General features: G+C 73.5%; 20 protein-coding genes and 2 tRNA genes. 4 read left to right on the top strand and 18 right to left on the bottom strand.

Annotation, left to right across the window (positions count from 1 at the left end):
- Positions 1-244: 244 nt before the first annotated feature.
- Complete coding sequence (locus O7599_RS28145) at positions 245-2146, bottom strand: AMP-dependent synthetase/ligase (RefSeq protein WP_281618401.1); 1902 nt, start codon at positions 2144-2146, stop codon at positions 245-247.
- A 206-nt stretch (positions 2147-2352) separates the two neighbouring features.
- Positions 2353-4221 (bottom strand): translation elongation factor 4, encoded by a 1869-nt coding sequence (lepA, locus tag O7599_RS28140; RefSeq protein WP_281618400.1) that lies wholly within the window; start codon positions 4219-4221, stop codon positions 2353-2355.
- Positions 4222-4412: 191 nt separating this feature from the next.
- On the opposite strand from lepA, the gene rpsT reads away from it, so the two are divergent.
- Complete coding sequence (gene rpsT / locus O7599_RS28135) at positions 4413-4679, top strand: 30S ribosomal protein S20 (protein WP_281618399.1); 267 nt, start codon at positions 4413-4415, stop codon at positions 4677-4679.
- A 215-nt stretch (positions 4680-4894) separates the two neighbouring features.
- Here the strand turns inward: rpsT and holA are convergent, their stop codons facing one another.
- Positions 4895-5911 (bottom strand): DNA polymerase III subunit delta, encoded by a 1017-nt coding sequence (holA, locus tag O7599_RS28130; RefSeq protein ID WP_281618398.1) that lies wholly within the window; start codon positions 5909-5911, stop codon positions 4895-4897.
- 60 nt (positions 5912-5971) lie between these two features.
- Between holA and O7599_RS28125 the strand changes: the two genes are divergently transcribed.
- Positions 5972-6241, top strand: a complete 270-nt coding sequence (locus O7599_RS28125) for a hypothetical protein (protein ID WP_281618397.1) — start codon at positions 5972-5974, stop codon at positions 6239-6241.
- A 25-nt stretch (positions 6242-6266) separates the two neighbouring features.
- Here O7599_RS28125 and O7599_RS28120 read toward each other — a convergent pair whose 3' ends face one another.
- From O7599_RS28120 to O7599_RS28080, 9 genes are all read right to left on the bottom strand, one after another.
- On the bottom strand, positions 6267-7151 hold the full coding sequence (locus O7599_RS28120; RefSeq protein ID WP_281618396.1) for a YceI family protein: 885 nt from the start codon (positions 7149-7151) through the stop codon (positions 6267-6269).
- Between the two features lie 186 nt (positions 7152-7337).
- Positions 7338-10055, bottom strand: coding sequence for a ComEC/Rec2 family competence protein (locus O7599_RS28115; protein WP_281623549.1), 2718 nt, complete (start codon positions 10053-10055; stop codon positions 7338-7340).
- A 160-nt stretch (positions 10056-10215) separates the two neighbouring features.
- Positions 10216-10911, bottom strand: a complete 696-nt coding sequence (locus tag O7599_RS28110; protein ID WP_348652568.1) for a ComEA family DNA-binding protein — start codon at positions 10909-10911, stop codon at positions 10216-10218.
- A gap of 697 nt (positions 10912-11608) precedes the next feature.
- A complete protein-coding gene (locus O7599_RS28105; RefSeq protein WP_281618395.1) occupies positions 11609-12463 on the bottom strand; it encodes a DegV family protein in 855 nt (284 codons plus the stop codon).
- A gap of 123 nt (positions 12464-12586) precedes the next feature.
- Positions 12587-13366 (bottom strand): hypothetical protein, encoded by a 780-nt coding sequence (locus tag O7599_RS28100; RefSeq protein WP_281618394.1) that lies wholly within the window; start codon positions 13364-13366, stop codon positions 12587-12589.
- 219 nt (positions 13367-13585) lie between these two features.
- Entirely contained in the window at positions 13586-16441 is a 2856-nt protein-coding gene (gene leuS, locus O7599_RS28095; RefSeq protein WP_281618393.1) for a leucine--tRNA ligase, read from the bottom strand.
- Between the two features lie 173 nt (positions 16442-16614).
- A tRNA-Ala gene (locus O7599_RS28090) sits at positions 16615-16687 on the bottom strand.
- A 40-nt stretch (positions 16688-16727) separates the two neighbouring features.
- Positions 16728-16961, bottom strand: a complete 234-nt coding sequence (locus O7599_RS28085) for a hypothetical protein (protein WP_026276023.1) — start codon at positions 16959-16961, stop codon at positions 16728-16730.
- 246 nt (positions 16962-17207) lie between these two features.
- Positions 17208-18707 carry an MFS transporter gene (locus O7599_RS28080; protein ID WP_281618392.1) on the bottom strand — a complete coding sequence of 500 codons (1500 nt, stop codon included), beginning with the start codon at positions 18705-18707 and terminating at the stop codon, positions 17208-17210.
- 107 nt (positions 18708-18814) lie between these two features.
- On the opposite strand from O7599_RS28080, the gene O7599_RS28075 reads away from it, so the two are divergent.
- Complete coding sequence (locus tag O7599_RS28075) at positions 18815-19717, top strand: helix-turn-helix transcriptional regulator (RefSeq protein WP_281623547.1); 903 nt, start codon at positions 18815-18817, stop codon at positions 19715-19717.
- Positions 19718-19786: 69 nt separating this feature from the next.
- Here O7599_RS28075 and O7599_RS28070 read toward each other — a convergent pair.
- From O7599_RS28070 to O7599_RS28045, 6 genes are all read right to left on the bottom strand, one after another.
- Positions 19787-19859, bottom strand: a tRNA-Ala gene (locus O7599_RS28070).
- A 92-nt stretch (positions 19860-19951) separates the two neighbouring features.
- Complete coding sequence (locus O7599_RS28065) at positions 19952-20587, bottom strand: histidine phosphatase family protein (RefSeq protein WP_281618391.1); 636 nt, start codon at positions 20585-20587, stop codon at positions 19952-19954.
- Complete coding sequence (gene rsfS, locus O7599_RS28060) at positions 20580-21011, bottom strand: ribosome silencing factor (protein WP_281618390.1); 432 nt, start codon at positions 21009-21011, stop codon at positions 20580-20582. The genes O7599_RS28065 and rsfS overlap by 8 nt, the downstream gene beginning before the upstream one ends.
- Before the next feature lie 100 nt (positions 21012-21111).
- Positions 21112-22791 carry an LCP family protein gene (locus O7599_RS28055; protein ID WP_281618389.1) on the bottom strand — a complete coding sequence of 560 codons (1680 nt, stop codon included), beginning with the start codon at positions 22789-22791 and terminating at the stop codon, positions 21112-21114.
- A gap of 98 nt (positions 22792-22889) precedes the next feature.
- Positions 22890-23480 carry a nicotinate-nucleotide adenylyltransferase gene (nadD, locus tag O7599_RS28050; RefSeq protein WP_281618388.1) on the bottom strand — a complete coding sequence of 197 codons (591 nt, stop codon included), beginning with the start codon at positions 23478-23480 and terminating at the stop codon, positions 22890-22892.
- A 5-nt stretch (positions 23481-23485) separates the two neighbouring features.
- Positions 23486-23668, bottom strand: coding sequence for a hypothetical protein (locus tag O7599_RS28045; protein ID WP_281618387.1), 183 nt, complete (start codon positions 23666-23668; stop codon positions 23486-23488).
- A 239-nt stretch (positions 23669-23907) separates the two neighbouring features.
- On the opposite strand from O7599_RS28045, the gene O7599_RS28040 reads away from it, so the two are divergent.
- Positions 23908-24993 (top strand): M48 family metallopeptidase, encoded by a 1086-nt coding sequence (locus tag O7599_RS28040; protein ID WP_281618386.1) that lies wholly within the window; start codon positions 23908-23910, stop codon positions 24991-24993.
- The last annotated feature ends 47 nt before the right edge of the window (positions 24994-25040 follow it).

Here is a 25040-nt window from a genome sequence, read left to right as displayed (position 1 = left end):
CGCGCCGGCACGGCCCTCTCCCCACCCCGCGGAAGGGGGCCACGGCCGCCGTCAATGAGAGAGAGCGCTTCGCCCGCACGAGGGGCGCGACCGGCGACACTCACGCCGCCCGCACACCCCTGAACGCCCTTCTCGCGCGCCGTGGACGACGGCAGACGCACGCCCGCGGACCGGTCGCACGTGCGAGCGGTCCGCGGGCGGGGCGGATGTCGGCCCCGCGGGCGCCGTCCGGGGCAGGAGCGCCTCAGGCCTCCCTGGCGCCGGCGTACATGTCCTCGATCAGGTCCTTGTACTCCCGCTCCACCACCGGCCGCTTCAGCTTCAGACTCGGCGTCAGCTCCCCGTGCTCGACGTCGAGGTCCCGCGGCAGGATCCGGAACTTCCTGATCATCTGCCAGCGCTGCAGCCGCTCGTTGAGCTGCTTGACGTACCCCTCGACCAGCGCCTCCGCCTCCGCCGAGGCGACCAGCTCCGCGTACGGCCGGTCCTCCAGGCCGTTCTCCTTCGCCCAGCCGGTCAGGGCCACCTCGTCGAGGGAGATCAGGGCGGTGCAGAAGTTACGGTCCGCACCGATGACGAGTATCGAGCCGACGTACGGGCAGATCGCCTTGAACTGGCCCTCGACCTCGCTGGGCGCGACGTACTTGCCGCCGGACGTCTTGATCAGGTCCTTCTTGCGGTCGGTGATGCGCAGGAAGCCGTCGTCGGACAGCTCGCCGATGTCGCCGGTGTGGAACCAGCCGTCGCCCTCCAGCACCTCGGTGGTCTTCTCCGGCAGGCCGTGGTAGCCCTGCATGATGCCGGGGCCGCGCAGCAGGATCTCGCCGTCGTCGGCGACCCGTACCTCGCAGCCGGGCAGCGGCTTGCCGACGGTGCCGGTGCGGTAGGTCTCCAGGCGGTTGCAGAAGCTGGCGGCGGCGGACTCGGTGAGGCCGTAGCCCTCCAGGATGGGCAGGCCCGCGCCGTCGAAGAAGTAGCCGATCTCGGGGGCGAGGGCGGCGGAGCCGGAGACCATGCCGCGCATCCGGCCGCCGAAGGCGGCGCGGAACTTGCCGTAGACCAGCTTGTCGGCGAGGGCGTGCTTGGTACGCAGCCCTGCCGGGGCGGTGCGCTTGCCGGTGCGGCGGTGGTTGTCCTGCGTGACGCGCGCGTACTCGCGGGCGACCTCGGCGGCCCACAGGAAGATCTTGTACTTGGCGCCGCCGCCGGCCTTCGCCTTGGCCGCCGCGCCGTTGTACACCTTCTCGAAGATGCGCGGGACACCGCACATCTGCGTGGGCCGGACGACCGGCAGGTTCTCGACGATCTTGTCGATCCGGCCGTCGACGGCCATCACGTGCCCGACCTTGATGTGCCCGGCGGTGAGCACCTTGCCGAAGACGTGCGCGAGCGGCAGCCACAGGTACTGCACGTCCTCCGGCATGACGAGTTCGATGCCCTCGATGGCGTAGCCCATGTACGACCAGGTGTCGTGCGACAGCCGTACGCCCTTGGGGCGGCCGGTGGTGCCCGAGGTGTAGATGAGGGTGGCGAGCTGGTCGGGGCGCAGGGCCTGGATGTGCTCCCGTACCGCCTCGGGGTGCTTCTCCAGGTAGTCCGCGCCGCGGCGCTCCAGCTCGGCGAGGGAGAGCACCCAGCCCTCCGGGTCGCCCTCCTCGGCCGCGGCGTCCGCGGCCTCGACCACGACGACGTGCGCCAGGTCGGGCAGCGAGGCCCGCATCTCGCGCACCTTGGCGAGCTGGGAGGCGTCCTCGGCGACGAGCACGCGGCTGCCGGAGTCGGCGAGGATGTACGCGGTCTCCTCGGCGTTGGTGCTGGGGTAGACGGTGGTGTTGGCGCCGCCGGCGCAGAGGATGCCGAGGTCGGCGAGTATCCACTCCAGCCGGGTGTTGCAGGCGACCGCCACCCGCTCCTCCTCGCGCAGGCCGAGGTCGAGCAGCCCGGCGGCGATGGCGAAGACCCGCTCGGCGGACTGTGCCCAGGTCAGCGATCGCCACTCGTCGGCCCCGCCGGCCCCGCCGCCGGGGGCGCGCACGGGGTACTGGAACGCCTCCAGGTCCGGGGTGGACTCGACGCGGTCAAGGAAGAGCGTGGCGACGGACGGCGGGCGGCTGTCCAGCTTCGTCTGGGTTTCGGTCTCGGTCACTGCATCCTCCGGCCCTGCTCTTCGCTGGTAACTGGCGAGTAACCAGCAGATTAGAGGGTGACTGCGAGCGACGTAAGGGTCTGCGAGGCGTCGGATAGGTCTCGAAGCCCGGCCGGCGGGGTACGCCCCGCGCCGGCCCGGTCCGTACGGTTCCGCTTCCGTCCCGCCGCCGGCGCCCCCGACGCCGCCCGGATGCCGCCCCGGTGCTACTTCTTCGGCTTGGCGTCGCCCTCGTCGGAGGACAGCACGGCGATGAACGCCTCCTGCGGCACCTCCACGCTGCCGACCATCTTCATCCGCTTCTTGCCTTCCTTCTGCTTCTCCAGCAGCTTCCGCTTCCGGGAGATGTCGCCGCCGTAGCACTTGGCGAGGACGTCCTTGCGGATGGCGCGGATGGTCTCGCGGGCGATGACGCGGGAGCCGATCGCCGCCTGTACGGGCACCTCGAAGGCCTGCCGCGGGATCAGCTCCTTCAGCTTGGCGACGAGCCGCACGCCGTAGGCGTACGCCTTGTCCTTGTGCGTGATCGCGGAGAAGGCGTCGACCTTGTCGCCGTGCAGCAGGATGTCGACCTTGACGAGCTGGCTGCTCTGCTCGCCGGTGGGCTCGTAGTCGAGGGAGGCGTAGCCGCGGGTCTTGGACTTGAGCTGGTCGAAGAAGTCGAAGACGACCTCGGCGAGCGGCAGCGTGTAGCGGATCTCGACCCGCTCCTCGGAGAGGTAGTCCATGCCGAGCAGCGTGCCGCGGCGGTTCTGGCACAGCTCCATGACCGAGCCGATGTACTCGCTGGGGGTGAGGATCGTCGCCCGTACGACCGGCTCGTAGACCTCCTCGATCTTGCCGACCGGGAACTCGCTGGGGTTGGTCACGACGTGCTCGGTGCGGTCCTCCAGCACGACGCGGTAGATCACGTTGGGCGCGGTGGCGATCAGGTCCAGGCCGAACTCGCGCTCCAGCCGCTCCCGGATCACCTCCAGGTGCAGCAGGCCGAGGAAGCCGACGCGGAAGCCGAAGCCGAGCGCCGCGGAGGTCTCCGGCTCGTAGACCAGCGCCGCGTCGTTGAGCTGGAGCTTGTCGAGCGCGTCGCGCAGCTCCGGGTAGTCGGAGCCGTCGACGGGGTAGAGCCCGGAGAACACCATGGGCTTCGGGTCCTTGTAGCCGCCGAGCGGCTCGGTGGCGCCCTTGCTGAGCCGGGTGACGGTGTCGCCGACCTTCGACTGGCGGACGTCCTTGACGCCCGTGATCAGATAGCCGACCTCGCCGACGGACAGGCCGTCGGCCGGGGTCATCTCGGGCGAGTTCGTCCCGATCTCCAGCAGCTCGTGCTGGGCGCCGGTCGACATCATCTTGATCCGCTCGCGCTTGCCGAGCGTGCCGTCGACGACCTTCACGTACGTCACGACGCCGCGGTACGAGTCGTAGACCGAGTCGAAGATCATCGCGCGGGCGGGCGCGTCCTTGACCCCCACCGGCGCCGGCACCTGCCGGACCACCTCGTCGAGGAGCGCCTCGACGCCCTGGCCGGTCTTCGCCGAGACGCGCAGCACGTCCGCCGGGTCGCAGCCGATCAGGCCGGCCAACTCGGCGGCGAACTTCTCCGGCTGGGCGGCGGGCAGGTCGATCTTGTTCAGCACCGGGATGATCGTGAGGTCGTTCTCCATCGCGAGGTAGAGGTTCGCGAGGGTCTGCGCCTCGATGCCCTGGGCGGCGTCCACCAGCAGGACGCAGCCCTCGCAGGCGGCGAGGGAGCGGGAGACCTCGTACGTGAAGTCGACGTGCCCGGGGGTGTCGATCATGTTGAGGATGTGCGCCGTGCCGCGGCTCTCACCCTCCGAGGGGGACCACGGCATGCGTACGGCCTGGGACTTGATCGTGATGCCGCGCTCGCGCTCGATGTCCATACGGTCGAGGTACTGCTCGCGCATCTGGCGCTGCTCGACGACTCCGGTGATCTGGAGCATCCGGTCGGCCAGCGTCGACTTGCCGTGGTCGATGTGCGCGATGATGCAGAAGTTACGGATCAGCGCGGGCTCGGTACGGCTGGGCTGCGGCACGGTGGTTTCGGTCGCGGGCACCTAGGGGTCCTGTCGGGAGGGAGGGGCGTGTCTGCACTCGTCGCCCCCATCGTCCCATGCGCGCGGGGCCGGGGACGGTTTGGGCGGCCGTCCCGGCTGCTGGTAGCCTGAGCCACTGTGTCTGGACCCGGTGAGGTCCGGCAGTCCAGGTCCCACAGGACATTTTCCGAAGATCTCCAAGAGGCAGCTACGTGGCGAACATCAAGTCCCAGATCAAGCGGATCAAGACCAACGAGAAGGCCCGGCTGCGCAACAAGGCCGTGAAGTCGGAACTGCGCACCGCGATCCGCCGTACCCGCGAGGCCGTCGAGGCCGGGGACGCCGAGAAGGCCGTGGAGGCGCAGCGCGCCGCCGCCCGCAAGCTGGACAAGGCAGTGAGCAAGGGCGTCATCCACAAGAACCAGGCGGCGAACAAGAAGGCCGCCCTGGCCAAGCGCGTCCAGGCCCTCCAGGCCTGATCCCGGGCCCCAGGGCCCTCTGCCGGACCGCCGCGAGCCCTCTCACTCCGCTCCGGTCGGGCACGAGAAGACTCCACGCCGCACGCGGCCTGCGTTCGCCACGCGGGTGCGGCGCACAGCCAGACCGCAAGGCCCCGCCTTCGGCCCTTCCCCGGGGCCGGCGGGGCCTTTCGCGTGGCCGCGGCGACCCCCGGTCAGGGGGTGCCGGCCTCCGGTCAGGGGGTGCGGGCCGCGGTGGCGATGGTGACCACCGCCTTTTCCAGGGCGTAGGCCGGGTCGTCCGAGCCGCCCTTGACGTCCGCGTCCGCCTGGGCCACCGCGCGCAGGGCCGTGGCCACGCCGTCCGCGGTCCAGCCGCGCATCTGCTTGCGGACCCGGTCCACCTTCCACGGCGGCATCCCCAGCTCGCGGGCCAGGTCCGCGGGGCGCATGCCGCGCGGGGCGGAGGCGAGGCGGCCGATGGAGCGGACGCCCTGGGCGAGGGCGCTGGTGAGCAGGACGGGCGCGACGCCCGTGTGCAGGGCCCAGCGGAGGGCCTCCAGGGCCTCGGCCGTACGGCCCTCGACGGCCCGGTCGGCCACCTCGAAGCCGGAGGTCTCGGCCCGGCCCGTGTAGTAGCGCGCGACGACGGCGTCGTCGATCGTGCCGTCCACGTCGGCCGCGAGCTGCGCGCAGGCGGCGGCCATCTCCCGCAGGTCGGATCCGATGGCGTCGACCAGCGCCTGGCACGCGGACGGCGTCGCGGTGCGGCCCGCGGCCCGGAACTCGGCCTTCACGAACGCCAGCCGGTCCGCGGGGCGCGTCACCTTCGCGCAGTCGACCTCCCGGGCGCCTGCCTTGCGCGCCGCGTCCAGCAGGCCCTTGCCCTTGGCGCCGCCGGCGTGCGCCAGCACCAGCGTGATCTCGTCGGCGGGGGCGGCCACGTACGCCTTGACGTCCTTCACCGCGTCGGCGCCGAGGTCCTGCGCGCCGCGCACGACGACGACCTTGCGCTCGGCGAAGAGCGACGGGCTGGTCAGCTCGGCGAGCGTGCCGGGCTGGAGGGCGTCGTGGGTCAGCTCGCGCACGTCGGTGTCGGGGTCGGCGGCGCGGGCGGCGGCCACGACCTCCCGCACCGCGCGGTCGACCAGCAGGTCCTCCTGGCCCACGGCGAGCGTGACGGGGGTGAGCGGGTCGCCGCCGCCGGCGCTTTTGCCGTTGCCGGTCCTGGGGTTCCGGGTCGTCGCAGCCATCGCCGTACAGCATCCCACGCCGCTACGACATTGGCCGGCGCCCACCGGCACAATGGCGGCGTGGACGACCTGACGTACGTACTCGTGCTGCCCGACCGCGACGCCGCGGAGGAGGTCGCCGGGCTGGCCGTGGAGCGCTTCGGCCTGACCGGGGAGCCGCAACTGATCCGCGACGCCCTGGCCGGCGAGGACGACGCGGAGGACGCGCAGTGGCTCGTCGTCGTCGAGGACGCGCGGGAGGCGGTGGCGGCGGAGCTGGAGGAGCTGGCCGAGTCGTACGACGGCTGGCTGGAGGGCTCCGCGACCGTGCCGGACGGCCCGGCGGAGTAACTCCGCGGGGCCGCCGGCCCGGGCGTCAGCTCGCGGCCACCACCTGGATGTCCAGTTCGACCTGGATGCTGGAGCCCACGACGGCGATGCCGCGGGCGAGCATGTGCTGCCAGTTGAGCGTGAAGTCCTCGCGGTGCAGTTCGACGGTGGCCCGGCAGGCGGCGCGCAGTTCGCCCTCCGTGCCGTAGCCGGTGCCGAGGTAGTGGGTGTCGAGCGTGACGGTGCGGTTCACGCCGTGGATGGAGAGCGCGCCGGTGACGGCCCAGCGGGGGCCGCCGCGGTGCAGGAAGCGGTCGCCGGCGAACTCGATCACCGGGTAGCGCTGGACGTCGAGGAAGTCCGGGGAGCGCAGGTGGTCGTCGCGCATCCTGATGTTGGTGTCGATGCCGGCCGCCTCGATGGACACGCGCAGCGCCGAGTCCTCCATGCGCTGACCGATGCGCAGGGCGCCCTGGAAGGCGTTGAACCGGCCGCGTACGCGCGCCATGCCGATGTGCTGCGCGACGAACGCGATGGTGGTGTGCGCCGGGTCGATCTCCCAGTCGCCGGGCGGGGGGAGCTGCGGCAGCGGGGAGGGGCTGAGCGCGAGGTCGCCGAGCGACCGGTGGGCGCCCTCGGCGACCTCGACCTCGCCGCGGTACGGGGTGAAGCCCTCGGCGTTGACGGAGAGCCGGTAGCTGCCGGCCGGGACGGCCACGACGAAGGTGCCGAACGGATCGCTCTCGCCGCTGACGACCCTGCGCCCGGCGGCGTCGGCGAGGACGACCTCCGCCTGCGGCAGCGGATGGTCGACCGGATCGAGTACGCGGCAGCTCAGCACCCCCGCGTGTGCGGGGACCCGCAGGCCGATCATGCCGGGGCCGCGCCGGGTTGCCGTGGCCGAGGATCTGCGTCGGAGACGACCGATCATGAAGCATCCACCCCCGTGGAATTTCAGTAGCTCGGGCATTCATTCGAGCACTGGTGCTGCTTTCCAGGCAAACCGGGGGGTGACAGCCGGGTTGTGACGGCTGGTGCGGGGTTGGGTCAAGTGCCGGAGTTCAGCGGTCCGTTTGGATCTCTGTGGCGGACCGGGACAGGAGGCGGCGGGGCCCGGCTACTTGCCGCCCACGGTCGCGGCGGGGGTACGGTCGTCGTCTCCTTCCGCGGTGAGCGCGAGGGGGCCGTGCTCGTCGGTGCGCAGCACCGCGGCGCCCTGGGCGCGCAGGGCGGCGACGGTACGGGGCGCGGGGTGGCCGTACGGGTTGCCGGTGCCGGCGCTGACGAGGGCGAAGCGGGGCTTGAGGCGCCGTAACAGCTCGTGGTCCTGGTAGGCGGAGCCGTGATGCGGAACCTTCAGGACGTCGACGCGGGACAGTTCGGGAACGGCGGTGAGCAACGCGCGCTGGGCGGGCGGCTCCAGGTCCCCGGGCAGGAACACGGTGAGGCCCGCGGTGCGGACGAGGAGGGTGACGCTGGCGTCGTTCGGCTCGGCCGGGGGCGGTGCGCCGGCCGCCGGCCACACCACCTGCCACGTCAGCCCGCCCACCCGGCGCCGCTCCCCCGGCCGCGCGCGGATCACCGGGACCCCCGCGGCGGCGGCCGTACGGCGCACGGCGGCTGCCTGCCCGGGGGGTTCGTCGAGGCCGCCGACCTGGATGGCGCCCACGGCCCGGCCGCGCAGGACGCCGGCCAGGCCCGCGACGTGATCCTCGTGGAAGTGGGTGAGAACCAGCAGGGGGATGCGGCGGACGCCGAGGTCGCGCAGGCAGCGGTCCACGAGCGCGGGGTCGGGGCCGGTGTCGACGACGACCGCCTGCCCGTCGCCCGCGGCCAGCGCGAGCGCGTCGCCCTGGCCGACGTCGCACGCCACGAGGCGCCAGCCGGCGGGCGGCCAGCCGGTGAGGACCCGGGTGAGGGGCACGGGGCGGAGCACGGCGAGCAGCGCCAGCAGGACGCAGGCGACGCAGAGCCACCGGCGGCGGGCCAGGCGGCGCAGCCCGAGCAGCAGCACCGGGGTCACGGCGGCCAGGGCCAGCCCGCCGTACCAGCCGCCGGGCCAGCCGTACGTGGCGCCCGGCAGCGCGGCCCCGGTCCTGGCGACGCCGGCGATCCACTCCGCCGCCCAGCCCGCGGGCGTCGCCAGCAGTTCGGCGGCCGGCATCGCGGGCAGGGCGACGGCGAGCGCGGCGAACCCCAGGACGGTGGCGGGCGCGACGGCGAACTCGGCGAGCAGGTTGCACGGGATCGCGACCAGGCTCACCCGCGCCGCGAGCACGGCGACGACGGGCGCGCACACCGCCTGCGCGGCGCCGGCCGCGGCCAGCGCCTCGGCGAGCCGCGGCGGCACGCGGCGGGCGCGGAGCGCCGCGCTCCACCGGGGCGCGAGGGTGAGCAGGGCGGCGGTGGCGAGCACGGAGAGGAGGAACCCGTACTCGCGGGCGAGCCACGGGTCGTACAGGACGAGCAGCAGGACGGCGGCGGCGAGGGCGGGAAGCAGGGAGCGGCGCCGGCCGGTGCCGAGGGCGAGCAGCGTGATGAGGCCGCAGGCCGCCGCCCGCAGGACGCTCGGCTCGGGGCGGCAGACGACGACGAAGCCGAGGGTGAGGAGCCCGCCGAGGAGCGCGGTGGCGCGCAGTGGGATCCCGAGCCGCGGGGCGAGCCCGCGGCGCTCTGCGCGGGCGGCGAGGTGGGGCGGGCCGACGAGGAGGGCGAGGACGATCGTGAGGTTGGCCCCGGAGACGGCGAGGAGGTGGGTGAGGTCGGTGGCGTGGAAGGCGTCCTGCAGGTCGGCGGGGATGCGGGAGGTGTCGCCGACGACGAGCCCGGGCAGCAGCGCGCGGGCGTCGGGGGTGAGCCCGTCGGTGGCCTCGCGCAGCCCGCCCCGCAGAGCGCCTGCGGCGCGTTGCAGGTCGCCGGGCCCGCGCACGACGTCCGGCGGCCCGGGCCCGGCGACGCGCAGCACGGCGCCCACGGCCCGGCCGCCCCCGGAGTCCGGCGAGACCCGCGCCTCGACCCGCAGCCGGGTCGAGGGCAGCAGCCCCAGCCAGGCCCGCCGCGCGGCGGAGTCCCGGGGCTGCACGAGGACGAGCACGGGGGTCCGCACGCGGGTGGTCTGCGGCGCGCCCGCGGCTGCGGGGCCGGGGGGACCTGCGGCGGCGGGGGCCGTCGGCTCCGGGGCGGAGGGCCGGGATGCGGAACCGGCGGTGGGCGGGGGGACGGAGGCGGGCGGTGCGGGGACGGAGGGCGGCGGCACGGTGACGGAGGCGGGCGGCGCGGCGCCGACGCCGGTTTCCGTGCCGGTGCCGGTGCCGCTGCCCGTGCCCGTGCTCGTTCCGGTTCCGGTGGCCGTGTTTGCGTCGGTGGCCGGGCCGTTCGGAGGCACGGGGGACGTGTCGGCGGGGCGGACGGTGACGAGGCGGGCTTCGGCCCTGACCAGTACGGCGGCGGGGGCGGCAGCCGGGCCGCGGACCTGCGGTCGGGTGAGGCGAGGGTCGGAGGTCACCTCCACCTCGACGGTGGCCTGCCCGTACCGCTCGGCGACCGCCGGCAGCGGACCGCGGTGGAGGTCGGCGCCGTGCAGCGCGGCAGCCCCCGCCCCCGCGGCGCCGCACAGCAGGGCGGCGGCCCCGGCCGCCAGCACCCGCGACGACGCGGCGGTGACCGGTCGGACGGCGCCCCCCGCGCGAGGCACGGGCCGCGGGCGGTGCCGCCTGCCCCGGCGGCGGGCGGCGGCAAGCAGCGCCAGTCCGGCGGCCGTTGCCAGCGCGCACGCCACCGGCACCGCGGCTCCCTCCCTTCCCAGCGCCAGGGCCGCCGCCGCCCAGGCGGCCAACGCCGGTGGCACCAGCCGCAGATCGGCCGGTGCCTCCGTCGGTGCCCCCGCCGCACCGGACCGGGCCACCGCCGCGCTCGCCCGTCGGGTGTCCGGCAACCGGCCAAGGGGCGCTGCCGGTTGTCCGGGGTGCGCGGCGACGGTCCTGGCGGGGGCGGCGTCACGGCTGGACATGGGGACGGAGGTCCGCGAACCGGCTGTCACCGATGCCGTTCACGTCGCGGAGTTGCTCGATGTCGGTGAAGCCGCCGTGCTGGTCGCGGTAGTCGATGATGTGCTGGGCCAGCACGGGACCGATGCCGGGCAGCGCGTCGAGCTGTTCCGGTGTCGCGGAGTTGAGGCTCACCACCCCCGTGGGTGAGCCGCCTCCCGCGGGTGGGCTCAGGCCCGGGGCGGTTGGCGCGAGCGGCGCTGGTGGCCCGCCCGGCGCCGCCGCCGGCGGCTCGCCGACGACGATCTGCTCGCCGTCGGCCAGCGGGCGCGCCCGGTTGAGGCCGTCCGCTCCCGCACCGGGGCGGACACCGCCCGCGGCACGTAAGGCGTCCTCGACGCGGGACCCGGCGGGCAGCCGGTGGACGCCCGGCTCGCGCACCTCGCCGACGACGTCCACCACCAGGTCCGCCGCCGCACCGGCGCTCGGCTCCCCCGCGGCCGCCGGCGCCGCCGCGTCCGCCGCCGCGGCGGGCGGCGGTGCGGAGCCGCGTGCCTCCGGAGGCCGTACGGGCTGGGGCCGGCCGGACCAGAAGTGGTACGCGGCGAGAGCGACCCCGGCGACGAGCACCAGCACCAGGGCCGCGCACGCCGCGGGCTCCAGCCCGCACCGCAACCGGATCCACACCGGCAGCCGCTCCCGCACCGCAACCCCCCACCGCTCCCACCGCCCCAGATCCCCCCGCCCCGCTGCCGGTTGGTCCGGGTCTTCCCCGTCGTGCGGGCAGGCGGCACCCGCGGGGTCAGGGACCGTGGGAACGGCGGTGCGGAGGGGTGGCACGGCAGCCGTGGGCACGGAAGGGGGGGCGGGCGTAGGCCCAGCGCCGAGCACGGGCTCGACGGCGGACGTCGGTGGAGAAGCACGGTCCGGCCCCGCCCCGGCGCCGCGGCTGCCCGCGGCCTGCCGGACAACCTGCCGCTCCGGCCCAGGCGGACCCGACCCGCCGCGCGAACGATCCCCACCGACCCGTCCCAGAGCCCCCGGTGCCGACGGCTCCGCGGGAGTCCGCCGGGTCGCCTCCCCCGACTCCCTCCGGGGGAAGCGCGGGGGGTCCTTGCTGGACCAGTGGAGTCGCGGTGGCGGGTCGCCGGGTGGGTGGCGGGATCGCGGCGGTGGCGGCGTGAGCATCGTCGTCGCTCGGGTCCGCAGTCGCTCCCGCGCCGCCCCGCGTGTCGCCCCCGCCGCCGTCCTCCCGCGCAGGCGGCGCCTGCGCGGCTCGTGGCGGCCCGGTCCCCTGGTCTCCGTCCGTGCGCTCATGACCCGAAGGTACGAGCCCCGCCCCCACCCCCGGTGATCACCGGCAACTTCTGTGGATAACCCGCCGGTTGTGGACAAACCCCGGCTACGCGCCGTCCCGCCGCGACACCACCGCACCCAGCAGCCCGGGCCCCGTGTGCGCCCCGATGACCGCGCCCACCTCGCTCAGGTGCAGCTCCCCCAGCCCCGGCACCCGCTCCCGCAGCCGGTCGGCCAGCTCCGCCGCCCGCTCCGCGGCCGCCAGATGGTGCACCGCGACGTCCACCGGGCCCTCCGCCGCACGGTCGAGCACCATCTCCTCCAGCCGCAGGATCGCCCGGCTCGCCGTACGGACCTTCTCCAGCAGTTCGATCCGCCCGCCGTCCAGCCGCAGCAGCGGCTTGACCGCGAGCGCCGAGCCCAGCAGCGCCTGGGCGGTGCCGATCCGGCCGCCCCGGCGCAGGTAGTCCAGGGTGTCGACGTAGAAGAACGCCGACGTGCCCGCCGCCCGCCGCTCCGCGGCCGCCACCGCGTCGTCCACGGTGCCGCCGGCCTCCGCCGCCTCCGCGGCGGCGATCGCGCAGAACCCGAGGGCCATCGCCACCATCCGGGTGTCCACCACCCGCACCGGCACGGGCGCCTCCTTCGCCGCCAGCACCGCCGCGTCGTACGTCCCGGAGACCTCCCCCGACAGGTGCAGCGACACGATGCCCCGCGCGCCCGCCTCCGCCGCCTTCCGGTACGTCGCCGCGAAGAGCGCCGGGCTCGGCCGCGACGTCGTCACCGGGTTCCGCTTGCGCAGCGCCTCCGCCAGCGAGCGGGCGGAGATCTCGGTGCCCTCCTCCAGCGCGCGGTCCCCGAGCACGACGGTCAGCGGAACGGAGATGATGCCGTGCCGCCGCATCGCCTCGGGCGGCAGATAGGCCGTGGAATCGGCGACGATCGCGACATCGGGGGACATGCCCAAGACACTACTGGGCGCGCGGAACAGGCCGCATCCGAGGGCCCGCACGGCGCGTAAGGACCAAGCGGTCCGCCGAGGTCACACCCGGTGTCCCGCCCTCGGGCGGCGCCCCGGACAGCCCTACGCCGACTCCGGTTTGCGCATCTTCTCGATCTTCGACAGCAGCGCCTGGAAGGCGTCCTGCCCCTCCGCCGTACCGCCGGACGACAGTGCCGGCTGCTCCTTCGGCGAGCGGGTCGACCGACCGGACCGACCCGCGCCGTCCCCAGACCGGCCCCCGTCGTCCGCCGCCCCCGCGTCTCCAGCGGACGCGGCACCCGCGGCGGCCTCCGCCGCCTCCTGCTCCGCCGCCGGCGTCCAGTGCCGCAACGCGCCCGTCTCCAGGTCGATCTGCGTCGTCAGCGCGTCCAGCCCGTCCTCGTCCTCCGCCGTGTGCCGCGCGCGGTCCTGTGCCGCCCAGCGCAGCGAGTTCGCCGACTGCGCGATCCGCTCCGCGCGGCTCCGCAGCTCCGGCAGCCGCTCCGCGACGCGCGACTTGTCCGGCTCCCGCTCCAGGAGCCGCAGCTCGCCGTCGACCTGGCGCCCGTACTCGTGCAGCCGGTCCAGCAGGCCGATCGACTCGCGCAGCCCGGGGTCGCCCTCCACGGCCTGCTCCAGCTCGCGGCGGGTGGAGTCGATCGAGCTGCGCAGGGTGAGCCGCAGACCCGCGATGTCGCCGGCCGCGCCCGGCTGCACCGCACGGCGGGCCTTGAGCGTAGTCTCCTGCACCGTCTTGCGGGTGTCGGCCACCGTGCGCTCGACGCCGCGCTTCACCGCCCGCGTCGCCTTCACGGTCAGGACCGCGCCCGCAACGACACAGAGCACGAAGAGCAACGCCAGCAGAGCGACGACGACGTCCATGAGGTCTGCATCCCTCCATCTCGGGCCCCGCAGGCCCCGGCGGCCACGGCAGGCGGTCTTCCCTCCAGCGTACGGGGTACGGGAGAGGCCGGGCGGCCCCGCCGGCCCCCGGCCTTCCCGGAACCGTCCCTTAGGGAACGCCCCGCGCACCGCTCCCGCACCGCTTCCGCGGCGGTCGCACGCCGGAGCGCGCGCCCCGCTCGAAGGCGCCGTGCGTGCTCAGATGACCACGTTCACCAGCTTCGGCGCCCGTACGATCACCTTCCGGACCGGTGCACCGCCCAGCGCCCGCTGCACCGCCTCGTCCGCCAGCGCCGCCGCCTCCAGCTCCGACTCGGCGATGTCGGGCGACACCTCCAGCCGGGCCTTGACCTTGCCCTTGACCTGCACCACGCACGTGACCGTCTCGTCGACCACATACCGCGGATCGGCGACCGGGAACGGCTCGTAGACCACCGTCGTGCCGTGCCCCAGCCGCCGCCACAGCTCCTCGGCGACGTGCGGCGCCAGCGGCGCGACCAGCTTCACCAGCGCCTCGGCGACGCTCCGCGGCACCGCGGGCAGCTTGGTGACGTGGTTGTTCAGCTCCGTGACCTTCGCGATGGCGGTGTTGAAGCGCAGCCCCGCCATGTCCCTGGTGACCCCGTCGACGGCCTTGTGCAGCGCCCGCAGCGTCTCCTCGTCCGGCTCGGCGTCCACGACGGTGACGGCGCCGGTCGACTCGTCGACGACGTTGCGCCACAGCCGCTGCAGCAGCCGGTACTGGCCGACGACCGCGCGGGTGTCCCAGGGCCGGGAGACGTCCAGGGGGCCCATCGCCATCTCGTACAGCCGCAGCGTGTCCGCGCCGTACTCGGCACAGATCTCGTCGGGTGTGACGGCGTTCTTCAGGGACTTGCCCATCTTGCCCAGCTCGCGCCTGACCCGCTCGCCGCCGTACCAGTAGCCGCCGTCGCGCTCCTCGACCTCCGCGGCGGGCACCGGGAAGCCGCGGGCGTCGCGGTAGACGTACGCCTGGATCATGCCCTGGTTGAACAGCTTGTGGAACGGCTCGGCGGACGAGACGTATCCCAGGTCGTACAGCACCTTGGACCAGAAGCGGGCGTACAGCAGGTGCAGCACGGCGTGCTCGGCGCCGCCGACGTACAGGTCGACACCGCCGTGCGGCTTGCCCTCGGCCGGGCCCATCCAGGCGCGCTCGATCGCGGGGTCGACCAGCCGCGCGGCGTTGTGCGGGTCCAGGTAGCGCAGCTCGTACCAGCAGGAGCCGGCCCAGTTGGGCATGGTGTTGGTCTCGCGCCGGTAGCGCCGGGGGCCTGAGCCGTCGCCCAGGTCCAGGGTGACGTTCACCCAGTCGGCGTTGCGCGACAGCGGCGTCTCGGGGCGGCTGTCGGCGTCGTCCGGGTCGAAGGTGCGCGGGGAGTAGTCCTCGGCCGAGCGGACCTCCGGCAGTTCCAGCGGCAGCATCGACTCGGGCAGCGCGTGGGCGACGTCGTTCTCGTCGTAGACGACCGGGAAGGGCTCGCCCCAGTAGCGCTGGCGGCTGAACAGCCAGTCGCGCAGCCGGAAGCTGACCGTGCCCTCGCCGACGCCCTGGTCCTCCAGCCAGGCGATGATCTTCCGCTTGGCCTCGGCCACGTCCAGGCCGTTCAGGTCGACGCCCTCCCCGGCGGAGTTGATCGCGGGCCCTTCGCCGGTGTACGCCTTGCCGTCCCAGTCCGCCGGCGGCTGCACGGTACGGATGATGGGCAGCTCGAAGACCTCGGAGAACTCCCAGTCGCGCGGGTCCTGTCCGGGTACGGCCATGATGGCGCCGGTGCCGTAGCCCATCAGGACGTAGTCGGCGATGAAGACCGGGACGCGCTCGCAGTTGACCGGGTTCAGGGCGTACGCGCCCGTGAACACGCCGGTCTTCTCCTTGGCTTCTGCCTGTCGCTCCACGTCGGACTTGGCGGCGGCCTGCGCACGGTACGTCTCCACCGCCTCCGCGGGCGTGGCGTGCCCGCCGGTCCACACCCCGTGGGTGCCCTGCGGCCAGCCGGCCGGGACGATGCCGTCGACCAGCGGGTGTTCGGGCGCCAGCACCATGTACGTGGCACCGAACAGGGTGTCGGGGCGGGTGGTGAAGACCGAGATCCGGGCGTCCTCGTGCCCGTCGACGGGGAAGTCGACGCGCGCGCCCTCGCTGCGGCCGATCCAGTTGCGCTGCTGCAGCTTGATGGCCTCGGGCCAGTCCAGCTCGTCCAGGTCGGCCAGCAGCCGGTCGGCGTAGGCGGTGATGCGCATCATCCACTGCCGCAGATTCGCCTTGAAGACGGGGAAGTTGCCGCGCTCGGAGCGGCCGTCGGCGGTGACCTCCTCGTTGGCCAGCACGGTGCCCAGGCCGGGGCACCAGTTGACCGGCGAGTCGGAGGCGTACGCCAGGCGGTGGCCGCCCAGTACCTCGGCGCGCTCCTCGGGCGTCAGATCGGCCCAGGGGCGCTTGTCGGGCGTCTCGCGCTTGCCGGTCTCGAACTGCTCGACCAGGGTGGCGATCGGGCGGGCCGCGTCGGCCTCCTCGTCGTACCAGGACTCGAAGATCTGCAGGAAGATCCACTGGGTCCACTTGTAGTAGTCCGGGTCGATCGTGGCGAACGACCGGTCCGTGTCGTGGCCCAGGCCCAGGCGGCCCAGTTGCCGGCGCATCGAGGCGATGTTCGCCTCGGTGGTGACGCGCGGGTGGGTGCCGGTCTGCACGGCGTACTGCTCGGCGGGCAGGCCGAAGGCGTCGAAGCCCATGGTGTGCAGCACGTCGTGGCCCGTCATGCGCGCGTAGCGGGCGGAGACGTCGGTGGCGATGTACCCCAGCGGGTGGCCGACGTGCAGGCCCGCGCCCGAGGGGTACGGGAACATGTCCATGACGAACTTCCGGGGCTTGTCCGACGCCGCGGCGGTGTCCACCGCGTACGTGCCCTCGCGGGCCCAGAAGTCCTGCCAGCGTGCCTCGATCTCGGCGGCCAGGGCCGCGGTGTAGCGGTGCGGTGCCGTCGCCGGCACTGACTCGGTGGCGGCGGCGGTGGTCGTCTCGCTGCTCATCGTCCTCAAAGCTCCTGGTGGTCTCTGCCTGCGGTCCGGGGGCGGAAACGAAAAATCCCCTCGCACAGGAGGGGACGCCGCGCTGAGTGTTTCCTGCCGTCAGCGCGGCCCGCTAAGCAGAAGGCGTCGGGCTCGCATGCGCCCAGGATATCGCAGCCCGGAGGGGAGCCGAGTGGAGCTAAGGAGATTCGAACTCCTGACCCCTTGCATGCCATGCAAGTGCTCTACCAACTGAGCTATAGCCCCTGGGCGGGCTTCACCCTACCCCACCGCCGGAGGCGCGGGATCAGGCCGTCGCGAACGAGTAGAAGCGCTTGAGCGTGCAGTGTTCGTCCAGCAGCCGGCCGTAGATCGGCTCGCCCTCCAGCTCGCGGTACGTCTCGATGGGGTCGCCCTTTATGATCAGCGCCCGCGCGCACTCCTCGCACCAGTACTGGTAGTCGGGGTTGAGCGGCTCCATGTCGCGCACGATCGGGGTGCCGTTGCCGCACCAGTCGCACTTCCTGCTGTGTGCTCCCATCACTCAGCTCCAGCTATGGCCGCAGGCCGTGCACACATAGGACACTCCGCCGTTGTCACCGAGCACCTGCGCGACGTGCGAGGAACCGCAGGCCGGACAGTGCAGGGCGGAGGCGCGGTACGTTCCCGGCCGGCGGGAATCGGCCGCCGGCTGCCTCCCGGTGGCGCACGAAGGCATCTCGCAGCCCCTCCCTTCGGCTTCCGCCCTGTGAGGATGCTGTGATTCTGCCACGCGCGCCGGAGGCGGTCAGCGCCGATACCGGTACCGAACCCCCGCAAGCAGCCCCAGTACCCCCACAGCGGCCAGCGCGAGACAGGCGTCCCAGATCGCGTCCGCGGAACCCTGGGCAGTCAGCGGGCCCACGCGCTCCAGGTACAGGGTGCCGATCGTGGCCACGCCGATGAGGCTGCCGAGCTGTGCCGTGGTGGTCATCAGGCCGCTGGCGTGCGGCGCGTCCTCGGGGCGTACGAGCGCGAGCGCGCCGGTCAGGCTGGGGCTGAAGGCCAGCGCCAGGCCGAGCCCGACGCCGGTCAGCCCGGCGTAGAAGCCGGGGCCGCCCTCGCCGCCGTCGCGCATCGCCAGGCCCACCGCCAGGAACGACACCGTGAGCGTCGCGAAGCCGGCCGGCACCAGCGCCGGGCGCAGCCGCTCCGGGAGCCGCTGCCAGGTCAGCCCGGCGGCCCCGAAGGCGACGGCGGTCGGCACGAAGGTCAGCCCCGCGCGCAGCGCGCCGAAGCCGAGCCCCGACTGCAGGTGCAGCGCCATGACGAACATGAACCCGCCGTTGACCACCATCGAGAGACCGGTGCGCACGACGGCCACGGGCATCCCCGGCGCACGCACCACGCGCGGCGGGAACAGCGGCACGCCCCCGCGCCGGGCCAGGCTCGACTCGTACGCCGCGAAGGCCACCGCCGCCGCCACGCTGCCGGCCAGCATGACCCAGCCCCAGGCGGGCCAGTCCAGCTCCTGGCCCAGCACCAGCGGCACGGTGAACAGGGAGACCGCGGTGGCGAGCAGCACCAGCCCGCCGCGGTCGAGCACCCCGCCGTAGACCGGGCCGCCGCCCGCCGCGGGCCGCGGCTCGTCGCCCGGCAGCAGCCGGGCGCCGAGCACGAGCAGGGGCAGGCCCACGACCACGTTCACCAGGAACACCGGGCGCCAGCCCCAGCCGAAGAGGTCGGCGCTGACCAGGATGCCGCCGGCTATCTGCCCGGCCGCCGCGCCGGTGGCCAGGACCGCCGCGTAGACGCCGAGGGCCCGGACGCGCGCGGTGCCGGTGAAGGTGCGCTGGATGAGGCTGAGCACCTGCGGGATCATCGCCGCCGCGCCGGCGCCCTGCACCAGCCGGAACGCGATGAGCTGGCCGGGCCCTGCGGCAAGCCCGCAGGCGAGCGAGGCGGCGGTGAAGAGCGCGAGCCCCACGAGATACATGCGGCGGTGGCCGAACATGGCGCCCAGCCGGGCACCGGTGATCAGCAGCACGGCGTACGAGATGACGTACCCGGCGATGATCAGTTGCAGCTCGGCCCCGGAGGTGCCCAGGTCGGTGCGCATGGTGGGGGCCGCGACGTTGACGATGAAGACGTCGAGCAGCGCCATGAACTGACCGGCGAGGACGACGCCGAGGAGCCAGCCGGTACGCACGCCGGGGGCGATGTCGGTGCCGGGCGCTTTACTGGATGCATCGGCGGTGCCGGGCGACCGGGGGCCGTCGGCGGGGGAGGTCGTGGTGGTCTCACGCATACCGCGAGCATCTCCCGGGCGCTGTACTGGTAATGAGAGCCTGCCAATGCTGGTACTGACAGCACCTGGCACGGCGGGCCGGCCGGCCCGACCCTGGGGAGATGAGCATGACGACGGTGGCGAACGGACGCCGCAGGCCGGAGCTGGCCGCCTTCCTGCGCAGCCGCAGGGCGCGCATCACCCCGGCGGACGTCGGCATGCCGCCGGGCCCGCGGCGCCGCACCCCGGGGCTGCGCCGCGAGGAGGTCGCGCAGCTCTCCGGCGTCGGCGTCACGTGGTACACGTGGCTGGAGCAGGGCCGGCCCATCAACGCCAGCCCCCAGGTGCTCGACGCGGTGGCGCGCACCCTGCGCCTCGACGCGATGGAGCGCGAGCACCTCTACCACCTCGCCGCGGTGCCGTACGCGCCCGAGCCGGCCGCCGCCGCCCGGTCCGTCGGCCCGGAGGTGCTCGGGATCCTCGCAGCCATGGACCTGCCCGCGGCGGTCTACAACTCGCGCTACGACGTCCTCGCGGCCAACGACCTGTACGAGCGGATGTTCCCCGCCGTCCGCGCCGCCGAGCCGCACGAGCGGAACGTCCTGTGGCAGCTCTTCTCCACCCGCGCCTGCTGCTGCGCGATGACCAACCGGGACGAGGAGCTGCCGATCCTGGTGGCGACGCTCCGCGGGGCGTACGGGCGGCACGTCGGCGAGCCGTCCTGGGAGCGGCTGATCCGCGGCCTGTCCGAGATCAGCGAGGACTTCTCGGCGATGTGGCGCAGCGGGGACGTGGCCCCGCCCGGCTCACGCATCAAGGTCGTGCAGCACGCCTCGGTCGGCGAGCTGCGCTGCGTCTCCACGTCGCTGTCGATCACGGGCATGCCGGAGACCCGGATCGTGGTCTACACCCCCGCGGACGACGAGAGCCGCAAGCTGCTCGACTGCCTGCGGACCCTGGCCGATCCGCTGATCGGCTGCCCGGCCCACGCCCGCCCCCTGTCGGAGGAGCGCGCCCGAGCGAGTCGCTGAGGGATCGCTGAGGGCTCCGGAAACGACGAATCCCGCCCCAGCGGGACGGGATTTCGAAGATCGTTCGCGTGGAGCTAAGGAGAATCGAACTCCTGACCTCTTGCATGCCATGCAAGCGCTCTACCAACTGAGCTATAGCCCCGTACGGCCGCCGAACCTGGCGGGCGGAACGTGTCAGAGCTTAGCGGGAAGGGGGCCGGAAACAAAAATCGGTTTCCCCGGACCGCCCGATCCTCACGTGTCGTCGCCGAGCACCGGCTCCGGCAGGCTCCCCGCGTTGTGCTCCAGCAGCCGCCAGCCGCGCACCGACTCTCCCAGCACCGACCAACTGCAGTTCGACAGCCCGCCCAGCGCCTCCCAGTGCCGCGGCTCGATGCCCAGCAGCCGCCCGATCGTCGTGCGGATCGTGCCCCCGTGGCTGACCACCACCAGCGTGCCGACGTCCGTCAGCTTGTCGGCGTGCGCCAGCACCACCGGCGCCGCCCGGTCCGCGACCTCGGTCTCCAGCTCACCGCCGCCGCGCCGCACCGGCTCGCCGCGCCTCCACGCGGCGTACTGCTCGCCGTGCCGCGCGATGATCTCGTCGTGCGTCAGCCCCTGCCAGACGCCCGCGTACGTCTCCCGCAGGGCGCTGTCGTACGTCACCTCAAGGCCCGTCAGCGCCACCAGCTCCGCGGCCGTGGCGCGCGTCCGCAGCAGGTCGGAGCAGATCATCGCGTCCGGCCGCAGCGCCGCAAGCAGCCGGGCGGCGCGCCGCGCCTGCAGCACGCCCGCCTCGGTCAGCTCGATGTCCGTCTGGCCCTGGAAGCGCCCCTCCAGGTTCCACGCCGTCTGGCCGTGCCGCCACAGGACGATCCGGCGGTCACGCATCCCGCCGGACCCCGTCGCCGTGCGCCTGCGCGTACTCGGCGGCGCGGCCCCGGGTGGCCACCGCGTCCGGCGGCAGGTCCAGCGTCGGGCAGTCCTTCCACAGCCGCTCCAGCGCGTAGAACACCCGCTCCTCGGAGTGCTGCACGTGGACCACGATGTCCGAGTAGTCCAGCAGGACCCAGCGGCCGTCCCGCTCGCCCTCGCGCCGCACCGGCTTGGCGCCGCGCTCCTTCAGCAGGGCCTCCTCGATGCCGTCCACGACGGCCTTGACCTGGCGGTCGTTGGGCGCCGAGGCGAGCAGAAAGGCGTCGGTGATGGCGAGGACGTCGCTGACGTCGTACGCGACGATGTCGTGCGCGAGCTTGTCGGCGGCGGCCTGCGCCGCGGTGCTGACCAGGTCGATGGAGCGGTCCGTTGCGGTCACGGGCGGGGCTGTCCACTTCTGTCGGGAACTCGGGGTATCACCGTGGATACACATTCCAGGATCTCACGCCCGTACGACAGCCCCGCGGCTTCCGGCACCGTCACCCCTCGTAGTCCTGCCCGAGGACGACCACGACGTCCGCGTTCGCGGGCGTCTCGCCCTTGGCCACCGCCTTCTCCGGCAGCCCCAGCGTCTTGGCGACCTGCACGGCCTGCTCCTTCGCCGCCGCGTCCTTGTAGCGCACCTCGGAGGTCTCCGCGGGCTCCGCCGCCTGGCCGCCGTCGACAAAGGTGAAGCCGCCGTTGACCAGCGCGACCTTCGCCGTTTCCGCCGGCTTCGCGCTGCCCGCGCCGTTCTGCACGCTGACCCGCGGGGCCGCGGCCCCGTCGGGGCTCTTGACCGTGCCGCCGAGGACGTCCTCGACGACCTTCCGCGTGGCCTGCTCGCTCGGCCGGCCGTCGCCCCCGACGTCCAGCGTCTCGGTCGCGTACGCGCCCTCCTTGGCCAGCTCCGACAGCGACGCCAGGGACGCGGCCAGCTCGGCCTCCGACAGCGACGGGTCGAGGACCATGCCCATGGACTTCACCAGGCTCTTGGCGCCCGCCGGATCGCTCGGCAGGTTCCGCAGCACCGCCTGCATGACCTGCCCGAAGCGCTGCAACTGCGCCGTCTGCGGCTCGCCGTCCGCCAGGTGGGTGGCGTAGGCGATGGCCTGCTCGCCGTTGAGCCTGCGCTTCTGGCCCTCCTCGACCAGCGGGTCGTCGCCCTTCTTCGCGCCGGGCACGGTCGCGTCCGCGTCGACGGTGATGCCGCCGACGCCCTCCACGAGGATCTCCAGGTACGGGGTGTCCAGCCGCCAGCTCCCCTTGATCTGCGAGCCGAGCAGCGTGTCGATCGCGTCCCGGGTGGCGCCCGCGCCCTGCTCGTCGACGGCCTGGCCGAGGGTGGTGGCGGTGCCGTCGTCGCCGGAGACGGCGAGGTCGTTGGGGAGCAGCACCGTGGTGCCCTTGCCGGTGGTGGCGTTGTTCACGAGCAGCGCCGTGGCGCTGCCGCCGCCGTCGGTGTCGTGCAGGTGCACCACGAGGGTGTCGCGCTTCTCCTCGGCCGCCGCCGGGGGCCCGGACTCGCCGCCGACGAAGGGGAGCCGGTCGGTGGCCCACAGGTAGCCGGTGCCGCCGAGCACGGCGAGGACCATGACGACCAGCAGCGCGACGCGGCGGTTGCGGCCGCGGCGCTTGGCCTCCTCGCGCCGCTCGGTGCGGCTCTCGGTGAACTTCAGCCAGTCGATGACGTCTTCGGAGGACTCGGTCTCGTCCTCGACGAAGGAGAACTGCTCGGTGGCGTACTCGCGCGGCTCGTGGGGCGGCCCGCCCGGGCCGGCGGGCTCCCCCGGCGCGCGCTGCTGCGGGATGCGCGCCCAGTCGCCGTCGGGGGGTACGGCGGTCACGGGCTGCTCGCCGGAGTGCGCGGCCGGGCCGTAGGGGTCGTAGTCGTAGTCGTACCCGACGGCCGGGGGCGGGGCCTGCGGGGCGTAGTGCTGCCGCGCCTGGGGGTGGGGGGCCTGGGCCGGGTAGGGGGCCTGCTGCGGGGGCTGCTGCTGGGCGTACGGGTCGTAGTCGTACCCGTAGCCGCCGGACGGATCCCGGTAGCGCTGGCCGGGGTCCTGGGGGGCGCCCTGCCCGTCGTAGTCGTAGCCCTGCTGTCCGTACGCGTCGTAGCCGCGGGCGTAGGGGTCCTCGTACGGGTCGTGGCCCTGAGGGCCGCGGTATCCGTCGTTCACTGGTGCCCCTTCCATTATGGGCAATCCCCGCCCACGGTCCCCCCGTGCTTACCCTTCGCTCCCCGTGCGGCCCCCGCCGCCCCCGTAGATCCTGCGCTTCATTCCGGGTCGCGGTAAAGCCTTCGCTTGTTGATGTAGCGCACAACGCCGTCTGGCACCAAATACCAGACGGGTTCGTCACGAGCCACCCGTTCCCGGCAATCCGTGGACGAGATGGCGAGCGCGGGAACCTCGACCAGCGACACCCTGCCCTCGGGCAGCCCGGGGTCGTGCAACCGGTGACCCGGCCTGGTCACTCCGATGAAGTGGGCCAGCGAGAACAGCTCGTCCCAGCCCCGCCAGGTGAAGATCTGGGAGAGCGCGTCCGCGCCGGTGATGAAGAACAGCTCCGCCTCCGGTTCGAGCGCGTGCAGCTCCCGGAGGGTGTCGATCGTGTACGTCGGGCCGTCGCGGTCGATGTCGATGCGGCTGACCGAGAACTGGGGGTTCGACGCCGTGGCGATCACGGTCATCAGATAGCGGTCCTCGCGCGGCGAGACCGCCTTCTCGCTCTTCTGCCACGGCTCGCCCGTGGGCACGAAGATCACCTCGTCGAGGTGGAAGCGGGCGGCGACCTCGCTCGCCGCCACCAGGTGACCGTGGTGGACGGGGTCGAACGTCCCGCCCATCACGCCCAGTCTGCGCCTCACCGCCTTCAGCGGTCCCGGTTGAAGCGGGTGGTGATGAAGAGCAGCAGCAGCAGGATGAACAGCGCGCTCCCGCCGACGAAGTACGCGTTGAGGCTGGAGTCGTCGCTCTCGTGATGGCCGCCGCCTCCGCTCTCGGATGCGGCGGCGAGGGTCACGGCGAGGTCGTGGGCGGCGGTCAGAGCGCTCATGGTCACTGTGGCCAATCCGGTGTCGTCGGGTGGGCGTGCCTCGACATCGTAAGCGGGTCCGCGGCGTGCCCCCACGTCGGCTCCGCCATCGGGGGGCGCGGGCGGGCCCGCCGCGGCGGCCGTCGAGGTCACCGCCCGGTACGGGTGCCGTGACGAACCTGCTACGGAACTCCCGGCCGCGCCGGCCCGTTGTCGCACTAGCCTTGGGGGTCAGACGTACGGGGAGGGGACGGACGCACATGCCTGAACTCAACAAGAACGTGCCGAGCCGAGAACGCCGGAGGTTCCCCGGCATCTCCTCACGGGCGTACGAGCACCCCGCCGACCGCTCCGCGCTGGTCTCGCTGCGCAAGCTCACCGGCTTCGACAAGGTCTTCAAGGCGATCAGCGGCATGCTGCCCGAGCGCTCGCTGCGGCTGCTGTTCCTCTCCGACTCGGTGCGGGTCAGCGACCAGCAGTTCCAGCACCTGCACGACATGCTGCGCGACGCCTGTTACATCCTGGACCTGGAGAAGGTCCCGCAGATGTACGTCAAGCAGGACCCCCAGCCCAACGCGATGTGCATCGGCATGGACGAGCCGATCATCGTCGTCACCACCGGCCTCGTCGAGCTGCTCGACGAGGAGGAGATGCGGGCGGTCGTCGGTCACGAGGTGGGCCACGCGCTCTCCGGCCACTCGGTGTACCGCACGATCATGCTCTTCCTCACCAACCTCGCCCTCGCGCTCGCCTGGATCCCGCTGGGCGCCCTGGCGATCCGGGCCATCATCGCCGCGCTGCTGGAGTGGTTCCGCAAGTCGGAGCTGTCCGCGGACCGCGCCGGGCTGCTCGTCGGGCAGGACCTGGAGGCGTCGATGCGCGGGCTGATGAAGCTCGCCGGCGGCAACCACCTGCACGAGATGAACGTCGACGCCTTCCTCCAGCAGGCCGAGGAGTACGACAAGGGCGGCGACGTCCGCGACTCCGTCCTGAAGATCCTCAACGTGCTGCCGCGCAGCCACCCGTTCACCACCATCCGGGCCGCCGAGCTCAAGAGGTGGTCGGAGAGCCGCGACTACCAGCGGATCATGGACGGCCACTACCCGCGGCGCGACGAGGACAAGGACGCCTCCGCGCGCGACTCCTTCCGCGAGTCGGCCAGCAGCTACGCGGACACCGTGAAGAACAGCAAGGACCCGCTGCTGCGGCTCGTCAACGACATCGCGGGCGGCACCGCCGACATAGGCGGCAAGCTGCGGGACCGCTTCAACAGCCGCGGCACCGGCGGCTCCGGCGGCTCGGGTCCGTCGGACGGGTCCGGCCCCTCGGACGCCTCGCCCAACTGAGCACCCCCTCCGCTCGGCGGGCAGCGCCCGCCCCCCGTACGCACGCC

Source organism: Streptomyces sp. WMMC500 (assembly GCF_027497195.1).
Taxonomy (GTDB): domain Bacteria; phylum Actinomycetota; class Actinomycetes; order Streptomycetales; family Streptomycetaceae; genus Streptomyces.
This window is presented reverse-complemented; position numbering and strand designations above follow the sequence as displayed.